Genomic DNA, 16,662 nt, shown 5'->3' with positions numbered 1-16,662 from the left:
CGAGACGTCTGAAAAAGTTGCTTTGTGGTTCGGGCAACTGCCCTTTAGAGATTCGGGCCTCGCAGATTTGTAGGTCAAAGCGCCCCGTGACGTTCACCGCACACAACGTTCGTCTGCCAGATGGCTCTAGTACGTTTCCGGAAGCGGGGGGCCTGTTGTCTGACGAAGGTTGGGCAAAAGCGGCGATCCGCTGCCTCGAGTTCCTTTACAGGGCCAATCTCAAGGGACGCAGGATAGCTGATCTGGGATGTCTCGAAGGCGGCTATACCGCTGAGTTCGCTCGACTTGGATTGGACGCGCTTGGTATTGAGGTAAGGCAGAATAACTATGATAATTGCCTTTTAGTTCAGAAATCACTTGGTCTTCCCAATATTTCTTTCGTTAAAGATGATGTCTTAAATATAAAAACTCACGGAATGTTTGATGTAATATTCTGTTGTGGTTTGCTTTATCATTTGCAGAATCCGGTGCAGTTTATCGATGCCATGTCTGCCCAGGCACGGGATGCGGTAATAATAAACACCCACTACGCCCCTGAAGAAGGGGGAGAGCAATTCAACCTATCCTCAATGACCGAGAATGAGGGTATGCGTGGCCGTTGGTTTTTCGAGCATGATGCGAAGAACGTAGAGGAACTTGAAAGCCTTAAATGGGCAGCATGGTCAAATACGAAATCATTCTGGCTGACTAAGCCAAGCCTTTTTCAATGTCTACACAATGCCGGATTTGATATGGTATTTGAGCAAATTGATCATATTAGCCCAAACATTAAAAACTCCATGGAAGCCGGTTATTATGCAAGTAACTTTCGTTCTATGTTCGTGGGAGTGCGGACGTCATCGTTTTTGTGACTACAGTTGATAAGATGTAGCTACCGCGGAGTGCAGCTTATCGAACTGCCGATTGCTGCTAATCCCTAAGGTGGCGGAGATCATCAGCTACAATTGAGCTTTCACCAAAGGCCGCGCCGTAAACCGATGCAGAAGATTTGTTTTCATGGCGCAGCTGACGAAGCGTTACTCATCGCTCTCGGGAAGCTGGTTTTCGACACCGCCGGCCTTGATGTGATGCTGAGTGCAGCCTTCTCGCTGCTTCAGGGCAACGGCGGTTCAGAACTTGGAGACTTTCACGGCCGCATGATTGGCAATAAAGCCAAGGATATTGAAGTGCTTGCAAGGGAAAAGGGTGACGAAACCGCAGTCACGCTAGCGCAGCGTGCCATCGCGATAATCGAGTCCCGAAATCGACTTATCCATGGTATCGAAGGGTTCGAAGCGGATAATTTCGAAAAGCGGGTGTTGGTCCGTCAAAAGGGTAAAGTCCCAGAATTTGTCGTTCCGCGAACGGCTAAAGACGTAGAGACCCTTCTGGACGAACTCGGCGAGCTCTGCGGCTTAATACTGCAATGGTCTCGCGACAATGGCGGTCGCTTCATCGAACCTGCGTGAGAAGCTCAATTTTGCTTAATTTACCAGGCCGCAAAAAAGCGCCCCCAGCCGAAGCCAGGGGCGCATGGGACGATCTGGGAAGAATTCGGCGGCTATCGCGGCGGCCGGCCCATGAAGGCCTGCAGCATGGCCTCGCGCGTCTCCGTCATCTCGTGGCGCACCGAGGTGACCATGTCGTCGATCCGACGTTCAAGACGAGTGATCACGTCACCAGTCACATAGGTTCGCGCTACTTCGACCTTGAAGGCATTTAGCTGCTCGGCCTGGCTCGCGATCTGAATTTTGACGGCGGCCATGTCGACCGTAAGCGGGCTCACCGCCTTGTCGGTGCCAGCCTTCAGCTTCGTCCCGACCCAGTCAGCGGCGCGGCCAAGCGCGAATAGAAACAGGGCGAACGCGATCAGCGCAGGCCACGAAATCGGACCCGTGGCGAGGAAGGACGTGTCCATGGTCGGTTATGCCTTCAGCAACCGGGCGGCGCCGGCGCGAGCGAGCGTGGTGAGGGGCGAAGAGATGAAGAGCGCCGTGAGGATCGTCTGCTCGACCGGCACGTATTCGGCCGGCAGCGGCATGACGGGCCAACCGAGGGCGAATGTATGGTTCAGGCAAGTCGCCCCAAAATGGATCGCGGGCGGTGTGCCGATTCCATAGACGAGCGCCTTGAACGACGTTGCGATCGCGGCCTTGGCCTGGTTCGCGGCGATCTCCGCCTGGACCATGGCTATGGCCGTGTCCCGGTTCGCGGCCGTCGACGCGTCGAGATGCTGAAGGATCGGCTGCAGGATGGAGTTGCCGAATACGCCGAGGATGCCCTTGGCGATCATGCTCCACCCGCCGGTGAAGATGCCAGTGAAGAGGCTCCACATCAGCGTGGCCCTCCCGGCGGCAGGATGCGCGCAAGGCTCAGCGAGTAGGCCCGAGCCAGCACCCGCGCGACGGCGAGACCTGCGGCGAACTTCGCGCCCGGCACCCAGGGCGGCAGCAGCGTGGTGATGTCGATGCCGGCGAGGGCATCAAGCATGTCGGGCAGGCCGATCACGAGGGCGAGCAGGTAGACCTTCCAGCCGCGCACGGCCTCGGCCCAGCGATGCAGGCGCAGCCGCGCCCGGAAGAGGGGGCGATCGAACATCGTCAGGCCTTCAGCGAGTTGTGGACGGTCGAGTAGAGCCAGTTCAGCGCGCCCTTGGTGGCGGCGCCGGTCGCCTGGACGCCGGTCCGGAGCATGCTGCCGGAGGGCGCCGGCTGAGCTGCGACCTGCATCGCCGCTGCGGTCGGGATGATGGAGTGTCCGGCCGCCCGCAGCGCGTCGACGAAGTGCCCGCAGTAGCCGGCGATCAGGTCGTCGTCGTCGGTCCCGTTGATGATGTGCCGGGCACCGACCGGATCGTAGCGGCCGCCGGCGAAGTAGTCCGCGAGCTTCCTGCCGGTGAACCAGCCCTCGACCATGCCGTAGAACAGGATCGCGGCCGCCACATCGAGGCGCATCGCGAGCTTCGGCGTCTTCACCAGGTCCTCGGAGGCGTTCAGGATGCCGAGCTGCCGAAGCCGCGCCGTCGCCTTGGCGTAATTCGCCTCCCAGGTGAGCTGCACGAAGCCGCGCCCCCAGAAGCCGGTCGGACCGTAGCTCCGCCCTTTGCCGCGCCCGTACTCCTCGATCGGCTGCATGGTGCGCGCCGTCTCGTGGAAGGTCGTTGCCAGGGAGTATCCGAGCGAGGTCGTGCCGAGCAGCGACGGCGCCGCGTTGAGAATCGCCTCCATGCCGGCGACCTGCGCGGACGACAGGCCCTTGCCGAACGGGGCGGTGCGCACAGCCTTGTAGAAGGCAGCGCGATCGAGGCTCGCGGCCATTTGTACCATCTCTCTGCTGGAACGAGGGTTTCCTCGCCGGATTGGCTTCCGGTGCGAGGAGTATGACGATGAGCGAGACGTTTCGGCGCGAGGCCCTGGCGATCATCCAGGCGGACACGCGAACGGCGACATGCATGTCGCCCGCGGAGGTCTACGCGGCGGCTCGGATAAGCCTCGCGAGCGTGTGTCGCGTCCCGCAGCGCGTCGAAATCGCAGCGAATGGCCGGAAGCGCGGAAGCGTCCGCGTCCGCATCTGTGGCCCCGAGCTCATCGGTGAGTTTACGGTCGGCCTGAAGCTCGGCTTGGCCGCTTGATCTGGCGGTACGTGCCGAAGACGCGGTCCCAGACCGTGGTCACCACGCCGAAATTCGCCTCGACGCCGCGGTGATGAGCGTTGTGCCGGAGCTTCAGCGCGTAGAGCAGATGTCCCGGCGCGATACGCCAGTGGTGCACGGCGTGGTGCGCGGTGATGTAGGCGAGGTACCCGATCACGAAGCCGGCGAGGATCCCGGCCGGTAGCACCAGGGCGAGACCCCCGAAGACCGCGAGCGAATGCCAGGACGTCACGCCGGTGCGGCCCGAGGGCTTGGCGTGGTGCTCGTCGTGCGCCGGCTTGAAGAAGGGCAGAGCGTGAAAGGCCCAGCGATGGAGCACGTATTCGGCGAGCGTCCAGAGCAGGATACCGGCGATGACGCCATGCATGGTCGCGTCGCCGAGGGCGATCAGCACCAGCGCCAGGACCGGCATCGTGACGAAGTCGGCGTAGTACGCGAGGCGGCTCATCGGACCACCTCGAGGCGAACGTGGCTTGTCCCCAAGACGCCGATCGCGCGCGCCGCGCCGGCGGCGAGATCGATCGACCGGCCGGCGACGAATGGGCCGCGATCGTTGATCCGGACAACGACCGAGCGGCCGTTTGCATGGTTCGTCACCCGCACCCGCGTGCCGAAGGGCAGCGAGCGATGGGCTGCGGTGAAACCGCCCGGATTGAAGCGCTCGCCATTCGCGGTCGGGCGGCCGGCGAGGCCGGGACCGTACCAGGAGGCGATGTCGGCATGCGCGGGCACGCTCGCGAGCACGAGGCAAGCGAGGGCGGCCCGCAGCGCGATGCGCTGCAGGAGCATTCAGATCTCCGGTGTTGGGTAAGCCCCGGTTAGGGACGTTGCCGGGAAGGTGTGCAGCAAACGCAGGCTGCACGGTGTGCGTGTTGTCTGAGTGATCGACTCAGATCAGCAGGTGAGGCCCGCTACCCGAAACTTCGGGGAATGGGCTGATGAAGCGACTGTTGATTGCCGCGGCCATAATGTGCGCGGCCAGCAATGCGGACGCGCAGACGTTCGGAACGTTTCAGCCATCGATCGACTACTTCTCGGTCCAGCGCCCCGACACCCCTGGGGATCCCCGAACCACCTACACGGGGTTCCCTGTGAAGGCGTCTGACGTACTGGCCGCAGCGGCAGCCGCTAACCAAGGCGCCTCCTCGGCCGCCCTAGCGGACATAGCCGGACGCTTGGACCGGGTGCGAGACCGCTTCCGGGAGGGAATTGCTCTGGCCGGCGCGATCAACGTGCTGCCCCCGGAGCCCGGACGGAAGCTCAATATCTCGTTCGGGGGCGCCGGCTACGATGGGGCGGGTGCAGCGTCAATCGCCATCTCGGCTCGGATCAGCGAGAACACCATCGGCTACGTAGGGGTAGCGCAGGGGCCTACGCAGACGCTTGTGAAGGGCGGCTTCGGGTGGTCGCCCTGGTAGAACTCTTAGTGCTGGGTCCAGGCTGAGCCGGTGCAGAACGCGAGGATGACTTGGCTACCGCCGGCGTTGCCGCCTGCAATAGGTCCGTTCCAAGTGGGGGCACCGTTAAAGTCGGTAAGCGACACGAGCGTGCCTTTCGCCGCCGCGTTGCAGGTGGGGAGGGTTGCCACGGTGACGTTCGGCAATTGGATCGCGCCGCTGAACACCACGGTGGTCGTGCCGGTTGGTACTGCGAGCACAGAGCTTCCCGCCGCCGACAGGATGTTCAGATCGGAGTTGGTACCGGTCGCGCCTTGAATGACGGTGCCGAGAGCGGCCGTCTTGGTCATGGAGGCTGCGGCCGGCGTGCCGTTGCTGCCGATGGTGACACGGTTCGTCGAGGCGCCTGCCGAGGTGACGGTGACGTAATCGCTCGAAGCATTGCCGAGCACGAGCTTGCCGGTACCCGCCGAGCGCAGAGCCACATCGGCGTTGCTGCCGCTCAAGGGCGATGCCGCGAACGCGGTCGGCGTCGAAGCCTGCCCGGCCTGGACGACGCCGGCCGCGGTCTGCGTGCCGCCGATGTAGGGGATCAGCAGCAACGGGATATTGCCGGTCGCGTCGCCGATGAAGGTCCCGGCATCGCGGAAGCGGATCGACTGCCCGTTGGCCGGCGTCAGGATCTCCGAGGTGATGACCGACGACGGTGACCCGGCCTGCGTGTTGAACCATTCGAGCGTCTGGAACACGCTCATCCGCATCGCGGAGGCGCCGCCACCCGTCACGTTGCCGGAGCCGTCATAGGTCAGGCCTGCGATGGCGGTTTGCGCCATGACGATGCCTGTCAGGAATTTGGCCCCGTTGTTACCGATGGTCAGCGCCGCAGACGCGGTCGTCGCACCCGGCACGACTGCACCCGAATTGAGCTTGAGAGCCGTGGTGTGGCCGGCTGGGCTGTCGACGTTGCTCGGCAGCAGTTGGACCGAGTTGCCGAGATTGGCGATGTCGATCTCGGCACCCACCGTGCCCGTGTAGGCGCCGATGCCGGCGCCGGGTTGCCGGAACGCGACCGCGTACATCGCCGTGGCGAGCTGCTGGTTTGTAGTGTTGTCGTTGTTGGTCGCGAACAGGCCACCCATCGCGAGCTGGAAGGTCGGAAGGTTGATGTCCGACGTCCGGGCCGCGCCGAGAACGCCGATACCGCCGTTTGTCGAGATGGACGCAGTCTGCGCCCAAGACGTCCGGAAGCCGATCGGATGCGTCGTTCCTGCCTCGAGCTGCTCGTACCAATCCTTCGTCGTGGCCGGGAAGTCGCCGGAATTGGCGGTAGCGGCGCCGACGAGCAGGCGATCGTTGACGCGGTTGACCTTGGCCCCGACCTTCGAAGGGGTCGGAATGCCGTACTGGGCGCCGACGGCCGAATTGAAGGTCGTGAAGAACGCACCCGAGGCGGGCTGGGCGACCGGCGCGAGTTGGAAGGTCTGCTTCGTAGTATCGAAGCAACCGAGCGGCACCATGGTCGTGCTCGTCCGGTCGCGCACCGCGAATTGCCGGCACGAGCCGATGTTCTGCAGTCCGATCTCGGGCAGGGTGTACGTCTGAGCCCAGGCCGCATCGGACAGGCTGGCCAGCGCCAGGAGCGCGAGAAGAGAGCGGCGCATCGACTATTCCGTGATCAGGCGGGCGGCATCGAGGATGGTGGCGAGCTGATTGTCGGTCAGCCCCAGCGTCGTCTTGACGAACTGCGCGAGCGGTCCGGTCCCGGCGACGAGCAGCGAGCCGGTGAAGGCGCGATTGACCGGGTCCGACGGATCGGAGGGGACGGCTGCCATGACGGTGGCAGAGGCGCCGGGATACGCCGTCTCAAGCGCCGTGAAGAACTGGTTGCGGCTCGGCTTGAGGTTCTGCGCGATGGTGCCGATGTCGACGCCGATTTGCAGGCTCGCCCCGACGCGACCCGTGATCACGCCGGGACCCGGGCGGACATCGATCGGGAAAGTTGGACGGACGGGATAGCTACCCACGGAACGCTCCGGATTAGGCGAATTCGATCGGCTCGTTGAAGATCTCTTCCGTTTCCGGCCCGATCGTGACGCTGACGCGCACGTCGTAGAGGCCAGGCGGAAACCCGAGCAGCGAGCCCCGGGGAAACAGCGCCTCGACGATGCCTGGGTTGGACACCGCCAGAGTTCCGGCGGACAGGGCCGCCATCAGCACCGGCCGGTGACCGTGGCAACCGCCGAGTTCGAAGCACCAGGCGCGCGGCTGCACCGGTTCGCGCGGCACGACCGTGAGCACGACATCCGAGGCGGTCGAGAAGTCGATCAGGCCGGCATCGGTGACGTCGAGCTGACCGCGCTCGTTGGCGGAGCGAAAGACATGGCGGAATCGCCATTGCCCGCGACGCGAGACGCCACCGAGCGTGTTCATGAACGCCGGCATGATCAGAGCTTCATGTAGAAGGTGCCGAGGCGGCTCGGCTGAACCGTCGGGAACGGGCGGCCGCCGTTCGGATTGGCGATCGCGACCGGATGGTCCACCGGATCCGGCGGTGTGGTGGCGGCGTCCACGCTCCCCAGGTTGACGTTGACGACGGTCCCGTCGCCGTTCTTCGTGCCCTGATTGCCCTCACCCGACCGCTTATAGCCGTGCGCCGGGTAGGTCACCGTTACCAAGCCGCTCGGAAAGGCGGGCGGAAGGTTCGCGTTGCTCAGCGTCCTGACGGTGTCGCCACCGATTTGCCCTGGCGTCTGCGCGTCGGCGAAGACCGAAAAACGCGCCGGCACGGTTCCGGTGGAGCCCGCCCCGGCCGGGTTCGACATCGTGACCGTCGTGCCGCCGATGTCGACGACGATCGTGTTGGCCGGAATGCCGTCGCCCACGATCGTCATGTTGGGCGCTATGCCTGCAGGGTTGCTGACAGTCGCGGTGATGGAGCCCGCCGAGAGGGTCAGGTTAGCCGAGACCTGCAGGCGGTTCGCCGCGGTCGAGCCCATGTCGTCCAGACCGGCCGCGACCAAGCCCTGCATCGTTGGGATGCCGATGGGCTTGCCGGCGTTGAAGTCCGCGAGCGCCGCCGTGCCGCGACCACTCGTGACCGGCGCGATGGCGTCGGAGAAGTTCTGCCAGAGGTAGACGTAAAGCGCCTGGGTCGAGACGTCGGCGAGCTCGGTGGCCCCTGAGATCGCCGAGCCGAGCGTGCGCGCGTTCATCCGCACCCATCCCGGCAAGATGCCCGGGTCGAGCCGCCACTTGATGTCTCCGGTCGAGGCGACCGCCGTCGGATCGACTGCGCCACCGCCCGTGTCCGTCTGTGTTGCCGGCACGTAGCCGAGCCCGTCGTCACGCCACAGGAGATTGTCGTAGGGACCACGAACCTCCTCGGCGTACAGCAGGGCCGGCAAATAGATCCTCGGGAACTTGCCGAAGGCGTCGGCCTTCACGGGTTGCTCGTGCGGGATCGTGCGCGCTGAATCCTTGAAGACGTCGAGCGGATCGGTCGTCCCGGCGGCGAAGAACTGCACGCTGGGCACGAGCAACGGCCGCCCGGACGCATCCGGGATCTGAAGCCGCGAGAGCGGCCACGATGTCGTCATGTCGGGGAGATCCTGAAACGACAAAAGCCGCCCCGGTCGGGAGCGGCTCTGCAGGTCCGGCGCGCAGCGCTGCGGACGGTGGCTTAATCGGTGCGTTTGCCCGTCGGGTCAAGTGCGGGACGGAAAAGGCCGGGCGCTTGTGGAAGCGACCCGGCCTCGTCATCCTCCGTGATGCGACTCAACCAGAGGATAAGACGTCGACTATGATCGGCTCAGCCGCTGAGACAAGCGTAGATCTAACGCGCCGAACACTGATCTCGGCCATAGCGTTCGCAGGTTTATGCGGATCACCCCAACGGGTATTAGGATTAACAATGGCAACTCCAGCACATCGCCAAGCGAAACTTACGTTGTCTGAGCAAATGATGTACTGCACCGTACGTCTTGAGTTTCCTGACCCAAAAACACCTCGCTACGGGACGGGCTTTTTCTACTCACTTTTTGAACACAATGGACTGTCAGTGCCCTGCATTGTAACGAATTCTCATGTTTTCGGGAATTCCGATGAAATGCAATTTAAATTTACATTGAAAGACAATAACAATCTTCCAAAAATAGGCAATAATCACATCATTACAGTGAATAATCTACAGAAAGCCATCATCAAGCACCCTGATGTAGATCTAGCTATATTACCGCTGGCCGACATATTTAACAACTTGAACCAAACTGGCGTATCACCTTTCACGGTATTCCTTAATGAGGCGGTTATTCCAACCCAAGCCCAATACCAGGCTCTATCGCCGATAGAAAACGTAACAACGGCAGGATATCCAGGAAATTTGTGGGATGATACAAATAATCTACCGACATTTCACAGAGGCTATACGGCAACGCCACCATATATTGATTTCAAAGGCAGGCGCGAATTTTTAGTTGATTTTGCAACATGGCCGGGAGCCAGCGGCTCACCTATGTTTCTGATGAATGAGGGCTCTTATCATGACCCAAGAAGTAATTCAGCTCTCAACATAGGAAGTCGGTTTTTCTTACTTGGCGTCGTTTATGGGGTCGCGGTTCAAGAGGTTACTGGGGCTGTAGTCTTGCAGCAAGCACCAACAGTATTTACGCAAACAGCAATGATATCTGCAAGCAATATTCCGACCAATCTTGGTGCATGCATTCGCGCAGACAGGATACTCGAATTTGAACCATTACTGCTGACCAAAGGGTTCTCGGTGCCCCCCGGTTACACCATGCGCGCCAAGCCCTAGGTTGTTAGTTCGTACAAGCCAACGACTGGCATTTGTAAGACTCTGCCCGTCGATAATTGTATCTCCGGCATGTTTTTGGCGGTCTCCTTCAGGTGTTCCATCTCGAGTTGAGACTTCAGATGGATCGCCAAAGACTGCCGGGGGTACTTGAGGCCGAGCAATCATGTCCTGCCCCCATGAACATGCAGGGTGCAGAGCCAAAAACGCCATGCCGATCTGAAGCAGTCTGCGCATCGCTCGAACCCTAAAACGCAGAAATGACGTCGCTCTCAACGTGACGCCGACACGTTATCGTACAAGACACTAGCTGTCAGAATGGCCAAAGCAGATCTCTTTTGAGAGGGAGGCATCATATCAGGCCGATCGGGTTTGGCGAGGAGCATCCACATGCTAGAGTCTACCCATGCCGCGTTGGGCCCAGATCACCCTCACGCTCGTCCTGTTTGCCGCCTCGTCGTCGCGGGCGCCGGCGCAGGGCACCGTGTTCTTTACCGGCAACGAAGTTCACGACGGCTGCGTCAAGGAACCGGACGCCGTCACCCCATACGTGATCGGTGTCATTGACGGTCTCGGAGCTGCTGCAGCCGCTGGCAAATTCACCAGTACCGCTTGCATCCCGGCAGAAATCACCGGCGGTCAACTCGGCGAGACAGTGTGTCGGTACCTGCTGGCGAACCCCGGCGAGCGACACAAGCCCGGCGGTGGACTAGTGAACACGGCGCTTTCTGCCGCCTATCCCTGTGGGGGCAAGTAATGAAGTTGGCCAAGATCGCACTATGCCTGGTCGCTATCGCCGTCGTGATGCGGCCGCGACCTGTTGCGGGGCGGTAATCGACAACCGTTATGCGCCGTGGTTCCTCCGAACGGTCGGAGGGACGATGACACGGATTGCACTGTTTCTGTTTGCTGCCGGCATCCTCGCGCAGATGGGAAGAGTATCGGCGGAGCCGGTCGTCGTCAGCACCGTCAAAACGCCCTTTCTCGCTCAGGAATGCCAACGCGCCCAAGGCACGGGAGCAGATTTCTGCGTCGGCTACATCCTGGCGGCCTTCGACGCCTTGGCAATTACAAAAACTATTTGCCCCGGCGAGAACTCCTCAACTGAGCAAGCGGTCGCGGTTGCACGTAAGTTTATCGCTGATAATCCTAAGCTGTGGAATCGACACCCGATCTTTGTGGTGCGCTTAGCGTTCGAAGATGCTTTCCCATGTGACGCGAAACGATGATGACTCGCTGGGTTCAGATCACTCTTACGGTTGTTTTCTTCGCAGCCATCATGCTGGCGCTGCGGGCGGTGCTGCATGCGACCGTGCCGGGCGGGATTGCTTGGCTCGACGCAACGATCGGAGGCGGAGGCACTTCGGCGCTGATCATCGGATGCCTCATTTCTATGGCCGCGCTGGCGTACCTGCTCTACCAGCGAGACCTGCGGAAACAGCGGTTATCGCGGCGCTGCTGAAGGACCTTGAACAGCGGAGGCTGTCCCGCGGTAGCCGAGGTGCAGCAGCTTCGTGGTCAGCATCTCCGCGCCGCGCCCACCCTCCGGCTGCTTCGCGAGCGAGCGCAGCATCGGGATGGCTTTCAGATCGGTCAGGATGCGCGCGATCGCTTCGCCGTCCTTCTTCATCCGCCGGAGCTGTAGGGCCTCTTGCCCAGCGCGCTTCGCCCCGAGCACCGCGCCGCCGGCGGCACCCTTCACGCCGCCTACGCCGGCACCAGCCGAGGCGCTCGACACCACTTCGGCGATCGCCTGGCCGAGCGGCCCTGCGCCTTCCTTCAACCGAGTCTGGATCGCGGTATTGAACGCGGTGTCCGAGCCCTTCTGCGGCCGATAACCGGTCGCTTCGAGCGTGGTCAGCATCCGGTCGAGACCGCCGAGTATCGTCTCGCCATCGGGAAGAGCCCGGATCGCGGCTTCGAGGTTCTGCCGCTGCTGTCCGTTTCCGCGCACTGCCGAGGCGAAGCCGGCGCCGCCATATTGCGAGGCGATGCCCTTCACGTCCTGCGTCGCCTCGTTGAACACGGATTCGAGGTGATAGCGCACGAGCTGGCGCGCGATCAGCGGCCGGCTCTTCGCGAGCGCAGAGACGGCCGTGGCGATCTCCTGATGGGTGCCCGCGCCGGGATTGGTAGGGAAGAGCGCGTTCACCGCAGCCTTCACGTCTGGATCGCGGGTTGCGACCCGCCCGAGCGGTGAAGCCTCGACGCGAGCCAGACCGTCGCGCGCGATCGCCACGGCTTCGAGGCGGCCGTAGGTTTCCGGCATCTGCGCAAGCACATCGGCATGCTCGCGCATCGCGGTGTGCAGCTTATCCGGGTCGATGACGCCGCGCTTGTCGGTGGCGCCCTCGATGATCTGTGTCGCGGTCCGACCCTCGAAGGCTTTACGCGCCTTCGGCGTTGCGTTGGCCAAGAACTCGCGCGCGGCCGAGGCGCCCTGCAGATAGCTCGGCACCGTCTCGCTGGGCGTCAGCAGCCGCTCGGTCTGCGGGTCTTTGCGGACGATGCGACCAAGGGGCGTCTCGCCCGTGAAGGGTTCGAGCTTTGCGGAGTTGGCGGCGAAGTTCGCGTCGGCCGTCGCAACCTCGGGGACGGTCTTCAGCGACCCATCCAAGGCCTTCCGCGGGATCGTCAGGTCACGAACCTTCGTCGCATCCCCGTCCTTGAGGGCGGCCTGGATACGTTGGTCCAGACGCTCGCGCGCGTGGAGGCCTTCCTCGACGCTCATGATCGGCTCTCGCTTGCCGGTCACGGGGTCCTTCACGTTCTCCAAGAGATCCCGGCCGGTGGCCGAGATCACGCCCCGCACATCTCCCTTGGCGGTGCGCCCCTGTGCCGCCACCGCGTCCAAGGCCGGCGTCGGATCGAACTGGCCGAAGCGCACGTCCGGGATCTGCTCCTGGACCGTCGTCGACTTCACGAGCGGCTGGGGATTCTCCTTCATGCCGCCGACGACGCGCTCGAAAGCGTCGAGCGGGTCCGGATGCTCGCCTCGCATCATCGCGCCAAGCACACGATCGCGAACATCCGGGTGAACGCTCGCCGGATCGACACCGTGATTACGAAGATCGGTGTTCAGACGGCTCTCGGCCTCGGACAGTGCGGCCTGGTACTCGTCGGCGACGCGGCCGGCGGTCGGACGAGCCGCCTGCCGCTCATTCCCGATCGGGAAGCTCGGCACGCCGCGCTGCTCGTTCTGAAGCTTGCGCAGCAGCTCCGAGGAGATGTCGCGCGCCGCGCCGCCGTCGGCGTCCGGGCGGAAGTAGCCGGCCTCGATCAGCGCCTCGCGCCAATGGTTGTCGATCGACTTACCGCCGGTGCGCGCGACGTTGCCGGCGCCCGGGATGTTGAAGCGATGAAGATCGGTCGCCAGGACGTCGCCATCGAGCGCGATGCCGCCACGCTGCGCGATGTATCGGGCGAGGCTGATCGGACCGGCGCCAACGGCTTCTTCAGCGGTCGGAGGCAGGTCGAGCGGCCGGGGCGTACCGTCTCGGAACTGGGGGCGCGAATACTCCTGCGGCGTGACGATCGGCTCGCCCGGGCGCTCGACGGTGACGGTGCGCTCGACCCCGACGTTTTCCGGAGCGCCACGCGCGGCGGCATAGTCCTTGTTCGCCTGCTCCGACCGCTTGGCTTCCAGCTTGTCGGCGACGCCGCGCATCTCCTTCTGGATCGTCTGGCCGGCCTGGTCCTGGCTCACACGTGGGCCAAGGGCCGAGCGCGCCTGCGAGAGCGCCACGCCTTCCGGCGTCTGCGCGACGCCGGCCTGTGCGGCGGCTTGGACGTCAAAGCCGAGCCCGGTCGGATCGAGGTTCTGCGGCGCGATCTTCTCGAACCCGGCGCCACCGACGTTCTCGATCGAGGCGGGCCGTCCGGCATAGAATTCGTTCATGACCCGGCCGCCCTCGCCGCCGGAATTGGCGACGACGCGGGCGAGCTGCGAGGCGCGCGTGGCCTGGCCGCCTGTGACGGCGTTAAGCGCCTCGTCGAGCGTAAGGTTCACGCCGCCGCCGGGCAGGCTCTTGGCCTGCTCGATCAGGAACTGGGCCGAGGCGAGATCCTTGTCGGAGATCCCTTCGAGCGCCTCGTTCACTGCAGCATTGCCGCGACCGCGCGAGGTGAAGGCGCGGACGCCCGCGCCGACGAGCTTGCCGACAGCAGGACCGGCGACACCTAAGCCTGCGCCGATTGCCGCGCCGGCTCTGGTGGCGGTCCCATCGCCATCCGACCTAACGGCGCTGTCCGCGCCGCCTAGCACACCACCGGAAACCCCGGAGACCAGCATTCGCACTGGCAACGAGCCCGCCCCAGCTCCGAACGCCGCCGGCGCGGCCGCGACGAGCGGCGCAGAGCCCACAACGCCGCCCGCGAGTTCACCTCCGATCGTCGCGCCGGGATGCTCCTTCGCGGTGTTCTCGCCGAAGGCCTCGACCTTGCGCAGCTCGTCCGGGAAGGTCGTGCCGTTCTGCAGGGCGCGGACGGCCGCGACGCCGCGGTTCACGCCGCCGAGAATGTAAGGGCCGACGACCGGCACGCCGTCGATCAGCCCACGGCCGACGGCTGCGACGTCATCACCGGGAACGCCAGCAGCCGCAGCATCGCTGATCTCTCCACGCTCGGCCGCGGCCTTCAGCTTCGGATCGACGGGCTTCTGCTTCTGCCCGGTGATCAGTGCGGTGATGCCGTAGGGCGCCACCCTGTCGCCGCCGGATGACGACTGCACGGGACTCGCCTCAACCGGCGCCTCATCGAGGAGATGGTCGAACAGACCACGCTTCGAGCTGCTGGAGGAGGCCTTCGGGGCAGCGTCAGCCGCCGGCGCGCTCTCTTCCAGGAGATGGTCGAACAAGCCGGGCATCAGTCGAGCCTTGCCGGGTCAATACCGTAGGAACGCAACTGCTCAGAGACCTGCGCCTTGAGCTGCGGGTTTGCCTTCACGAAGGCTTTGGCTTCAGCGAGTGCGGCGCCAGCGCTCATCCCGTCCGGGATAGCGGTACGCTGATCACCCTTTGCCACCACCGCCTTCGGGGAAGCCCCGTCCTTTTTGTAGTACGTCCCGCCGCGCAGATCCTCGGCGCGGGCACGCTCGAACGCCAGTCGCTTCTGCATCGCCAGCTCGGCGCGCTCGTAGATCTTGGCGCGCACCGCGGGCGACTGACTGCTCGATCCCTGGATGTCCAAGAGGATCTTGCGCTCGCCCTCGGTTGGAGCTGCACCGAACGTAGCCTTCAGGCTGTCGAGCGCCTGGGCGGTGATGGTGTTGTCGAGCTCCTGCGTTTTGTTCGCACCGTCGAGACCCACGATGCTGCCGAGATAGCCGCGCGTCGACGCGAAGGGACCGCTGTAGGCCTCCGGGCTGAGTTCCCTTGCCTTCTTCAGCGCCGTCAGGGTGCCCTCGATGCCGAGCACCTTCTCGTCCGCTTCGAGGATCGCCTTCTTGTCGGTCGCGGAGAGGTCCTGGTCGCGGCCGATCTTGCCAGTGCCGACGAAGGATGACCAGGCCGGCGTTCCCTCCTTCAGCCCCAGACCAGCGGCCTGTGCCTTGCGGGCATCGATCTGGGCGGTGATCTTGGCGCCCTCGTCTTTCTCCGCCGCCGGCGCCGTGAACACCGGTTGGCGTGTCTGAGGATCGAACAGCGTGGTGCCGGCGGCGACGCTCTGCAGCTTCGTGTTGTCCCGGTCTGGCGCCTGATAGATCAGCTTGCCGTCGGGGCTCACCAGTGAAGTGCCGGGGGAAACGGTCTGCGCCTTGCCCTGCCCGATGGCGATGTACTTGCCGCTCTTCGTGTCGAGAAGAACCGGCTGATCGCCGATCGCGCTGATCTGAAAGTTCTGGTCTTTGCCCGTCAGCATCGACGAGAACATCGAAGCCGCAATGGATCGGGTCTGCGGATTCTTCCAGGCCGCGTTGAGCGCAGACTGGATTTCCGGCGTCATCCGAGAGGCGCCGGACCCGAAGCCTGCGAAGCCTTGAGCCGTCGTTGGTGCTGGTCCACCATCCTGACCGGGCACGACGAAGCCGGCGGGCTGAGCACCCGGTGCGGGGATGTTGGCGGCATCCGGCTCGGCTGAAGCGACAGCCGTCGGCGCCTGCGCAGCTGACGGCGTGCCACCGAGTTTCTGGACGTAGGCCTGCGTCGAGGCCAACCGCGCCGCGTTCTCACCGCCCGGACGGTTGTACCCGGCAAACTTCCAGGCGTTTGCCATGAGGCTGTTCGCCTCTTCCGGGCTTCTGGCGTTCTGCAGCGCCATCGTGAGCTCGGGATTTTCGGTCAACGCGAACTTGGCCTGAGCCTCGACCGGGTCAGCAGCACCGGCGGTCAATCGGCGCATGTTCGCAAAGCGATCGCCGCGCCAGGACAAAATACCGCCGGACGTGCCGGGCGCACCGCTCTCGCTCGGGTCGGACCACGACCCGTTGATGTTCGAGCCCTTGAAGCCCGACTCGTGGTTGGCATAGGCGGTCATCGCCGCGAGGCCATTCGGGTTGGTCAGGCCGCCAGCCCTAAGCGCATCGACGAACCGAGTTTCCGTCGCTCCACCGCTGCCGGGCGCACGCATGACGGCGCCTCCGCCGGCGAAAGACGGGACCCTCTGGGCTGGACCGGTATCGCCAACGGCAGGCGCAGCCGATTGGCGGATCGAGGCGGTAAAGGGATCAGAACCGCCGCGCGAAGCCGAGAACGCCGTGGCGAGGTCAGCGAGGCGCTGCGGAGCCTCCTCCTCCTGTCGCTGGGCCCGGGCGGTCTTGTAAGCGTCGCTGAACGCGTCGCCGAGGCCGCTGACCATCGCGTAGACTTGCGCGCCGTCCATGTCCGTAT

The 16,662-nt window shown here is 63.7% G+C and carries 19 protein-coding genes; 7 read left to right on the top strand and 12 right to left on the bottom strand.

What is annotated here, in order from left to right; genetic code table 11:
* Positions 1 to 86 precede the first annotated feature (86 nt).
* Together GGR33_RS22845 and GGR33_RS22840 are read left to right on the top strand one after the other, a co-directional pair.
* Positions 87 to 851, top strand: a complete 765-nt coding sequence (locus tag GGR33_RS22845) for a class I SAM-dependent methyltransferase (RefSeq protein ID WP_183511409.1) — start codon at positions 87 to 89, stop codon at positions 849 to 851.
* 93 nt (positions 852 to 944) lie between these two features.
* Positions 945 to 1,448 (top strand): hypothetical protein, encoded by a 504-nt coding sequence (locus GGR33_RS22840; RefSeq protein WP_183511401.1) that lies wholly within the window; start codon positions 945 to 947, stop codon positions 1,446 to 1,448.
* 92 nt (positions 1,449 to 1,540) lie between these two features.
* Here the strand turns inward: GGR33_RS22840 and GGR33_RS22835 are convergent, their stop codons facing one another.
* The 6 genes from GGR33_RS22835 to GGR33_RS22810 all read right to left on the bottom strand — a co-directional run bounded on the left by GGR33_RS22835 (position 1,541) and on the right by GGR33_RS22810 (position 4,420).
* Positions 1,541 to 1,897, bottom strand: coding sequence for a hypothetical protein (locus GGR33_RS22835; RefSeq protein WP_183511393.1), 357 nt, complete (start codon positions 1,895 to 1,897; stop codon positions 1,541 to 1,543).
* Positions 1,898 to 1,903: 6 nt separating this feature from the next.
* On the bottom strand, positions 1,904 to 2,314 hold the full coding sequence (locus GGR33_RS22830) for a hypothetical protein (RefSeq protein ID WP_183511389.1): 411 nt from the start codon (positions 2,312 to 2,314) through the stop codon (positions 1,904 to 1,906).
* Positions 2,314 to 2,577: a hypothetical protein gene (locus tag GGR33_RS22825; RefSeq protein WP_183511383.1), complete on the bottom strand. Its 264-nt coding sequence runs from the start codon at positions 2,575 to 2,577 to the stop codon at positions 2,314 to 2,316. The genes GGR33_RS22830 and GGR33_RS22825 overlap by 1 nt, the downstream gene beginning before the upstream one ends.
* Before the next feature lie 2 nt (positions 2,578 to 2,579).
* Positions 2,580 to 3,296: a lysozyme family protein gene (locus GGR33_RS22820; protein WP_183511378.1), complete on the bottom strand. Its 717-nt coding sequence runs from the start codon at positions 3,294 to 3,296 to the stop codon at positions 2,580 to 2,582.
* A gap of 279 nt (positions 3,297 to 3,575) precedes the next feature.
* A complete protein-coding gene (locus tag GGR33_RS22815) occupies positions 3,576 to 4,079 on the bottom strand; it encodes a sterol desaturase family protein (protein ID WP_183511367.1) in 504 nt (167 codons plus the stop codon).
* On the bottom strand, positions 4,076 to 4,420 hold the full coding sequence (locus GGR33_RS22810) for a septal ring lytic transglycosylase RlpA family protein (RefSeq protein ID WP_183511358.1): 345 nt from the start codon (positions 4,418 to 4,420) through the stop codon (positions 4,076 to 4,078). Before GGR33_RS22810 ends, GGR33_RS22815 begins: the two co-directional genes overlap by 4 nt.
* A 149-nt stretch (positions 4,421 to 4,569) precedes the next feature.
* Here GGR33_RS22810 and GGR33_RS22805 point away from each other — a divergent pair, with 149 nt between their 5' ends.
* Positions 4,570 to 5,049: a YadA-like family protein gene (locus tag GGR33_RS22805; protein WP_183511344.1), complete on the top strand. Its 480-nt coding sequence runs from the start codon at positions 4,570 to 4,572 to the stop codon at positions 5,047 to 5,049.
* Between the two features lie 5 nt (positions 5,050 to 5,054).
* Here GGR33_RS22805 and GGR33_RS22800 read toward each other — a convergent pair whose 3' ends face one another.
* From GGR33_RS22800 to GGR33_RS22785, 4 genes are read right to left on the bottom strand one after another with little or no spacing between them, the layout of a single operon-like run.
* A complete protein-coding gene (locus GGR33_RS22800) occupies positions 5,055 to 6,689 on the bottom strand; it encodes a hypothetical protein (RefSeq protein WP_183511329.1) in 1,635 nt (544 codons plus the stop codon).
* Positions 6,690 to 6,692: 3 nt separating this feature from the next.
* On the bottom strand, positions 6,693 to 7,052 hold the full coding sequence (locus GGR33_RS22795; RefSeq protein WP_183511325.1) for a hypothetical protein: 360 nt from the start codon (positions 7,050 to 7,052) through the stop codon (positions 6,693 to 6,695).
* Between the two features lie 13 nt (positions 7,053 to 7,065).
* Positions 7,066 to 7,470, bottom strand: a complete 405-nt coding sequence (locus GGR33_RS22790; protein ID WP_183511321.1) for a hypothetical protein — start codon at positions 7,468 to 7,470, stop codon at positions 7,066 to 7,068.
* Between the two features lie 2 nt (positions 7,471 to 7,472).
* Complete coding sequence (locus GGR33_RS22785; protein ID WP_183511315.1) at positions 7,473 to 8,624, bottom strand: hypothetical protein; 1,152 nt, start codon at positions 8,622 to 8,624, stop codon at positions 7,473 to 7,475.
* A 314-nt stretch (positions 8,625 to 8,938) separates the two neighbouring features.
* Between GGR33_RS22785 and GGR33_RS22780 the strand changes: the two genes are divergently transcribed.
* From GGR33_RS22780 to GGR33_RS22765, 4 genes are all read left to right on the top strand, one after another.
* Positions 8,939 to 9,838 carry a S1 family peptidase gene (locus tag GGR33_RS22780; RefSeq protein WP_183511308.1) on the top strand — a complete coding sequence of 300 codons (900 nt, stop codon included), beginning with the start codon at positions 8,939 to 8,941 and terminating at the stop codon, positions 9,836 to 9,838.
* Positions 9,839 to 10,241: 403 nt separating this feature from the next.
* Positions 10,242 to 10,592 carry a Rap1a/Tai family immunity protein gene (locus tag GGR33_RS22775; RefSeq protein WP_183511302.1) on the top strand — a complete coding sequence of 117 codons (351 nt, stop codon included), beginning with the start codon at positions 10,242 to 10,244 and terminating at the stop codon, positions 10,590 to 10,592.
* A gap of 124 nt (positions 10,593 to 10,716) precedes the next feature.
* Positions 10,717 to 11,064: a Rap1a/Tai family immunity protein gene (locus GGR33_RS22770; RefSeq protein WP_183511298.1), complete on the top strand. Its 348-nt coding sequence runs from the start codon at positions 10,717 to 10,719 to the stop codon at positions 11,062 to 11,064.
* Positions 11,061 to 11,297: a hypothetical protein gene (locus GGR33_RS22765; protein ID WP_183511291.1), complete on the top strand. Its 237-nt coding sequence runs from the start codon at positions 11,061 to 11,063 to the stop codon at positions 11,295 to 11,297. Before GGR33_RS22770 ends, GGR33_RS22765 begins: the two co-directional genes overlap by 4 nt.
* Here GGR33_RS22765 and GGR33_RS22760 read toward each other — a convergent pair.
* Both GGR33_RS22760 and GGR33_RS26075 read right to left on the bottom strand, forming a co-directional pair.
* Positions 11,280 to 14,699 (bottom strand): hypothetical protein, encoded by a 3,420-nt coding sequence (locus tag GGR33_RS22760; RefSeq protein ID WP_183511286.1) that lies wholly within the window; start codon positions 14,697 to 14,699, stop codon positions 11,280 to 11,282. The genes GGR33_RS22765 and GGR33_RS22760 overlap by 18 nt on opposite strands.
* A complete protein-coding gene (locus GGR33_RS26075; protein ID WP_246413403.1) occupies positions 14,699 to 16,654 on the bottom strand; it encodes a hypothetical protein in 1,956 nt (651 codons plus the stop codon). The genes GGR33_RS22760 and GGR33_RS26075 overlap by 1 nt, the downstream gene beginning before the upstream one ends.
* Positions 16,655 to 16,662: the final 8 nt, after the last annotated feature.

The organism is Methylobacterium brachythecii, assembly GCF_014196345.1.
Taxonomy (GTDB): domain Bacteria; phylum Pseudomonadota; class Alphaproteobacteria; order Rhizobiales; family Beijerinckiaceae; genus Methylobacterium; species Methylobacterium brachythecii.
The sequence above is the reverse complement of the archived record's forward strand: the minus strand, read 5'-3'. Positions and strand labels throughout refer to the sequence as shown.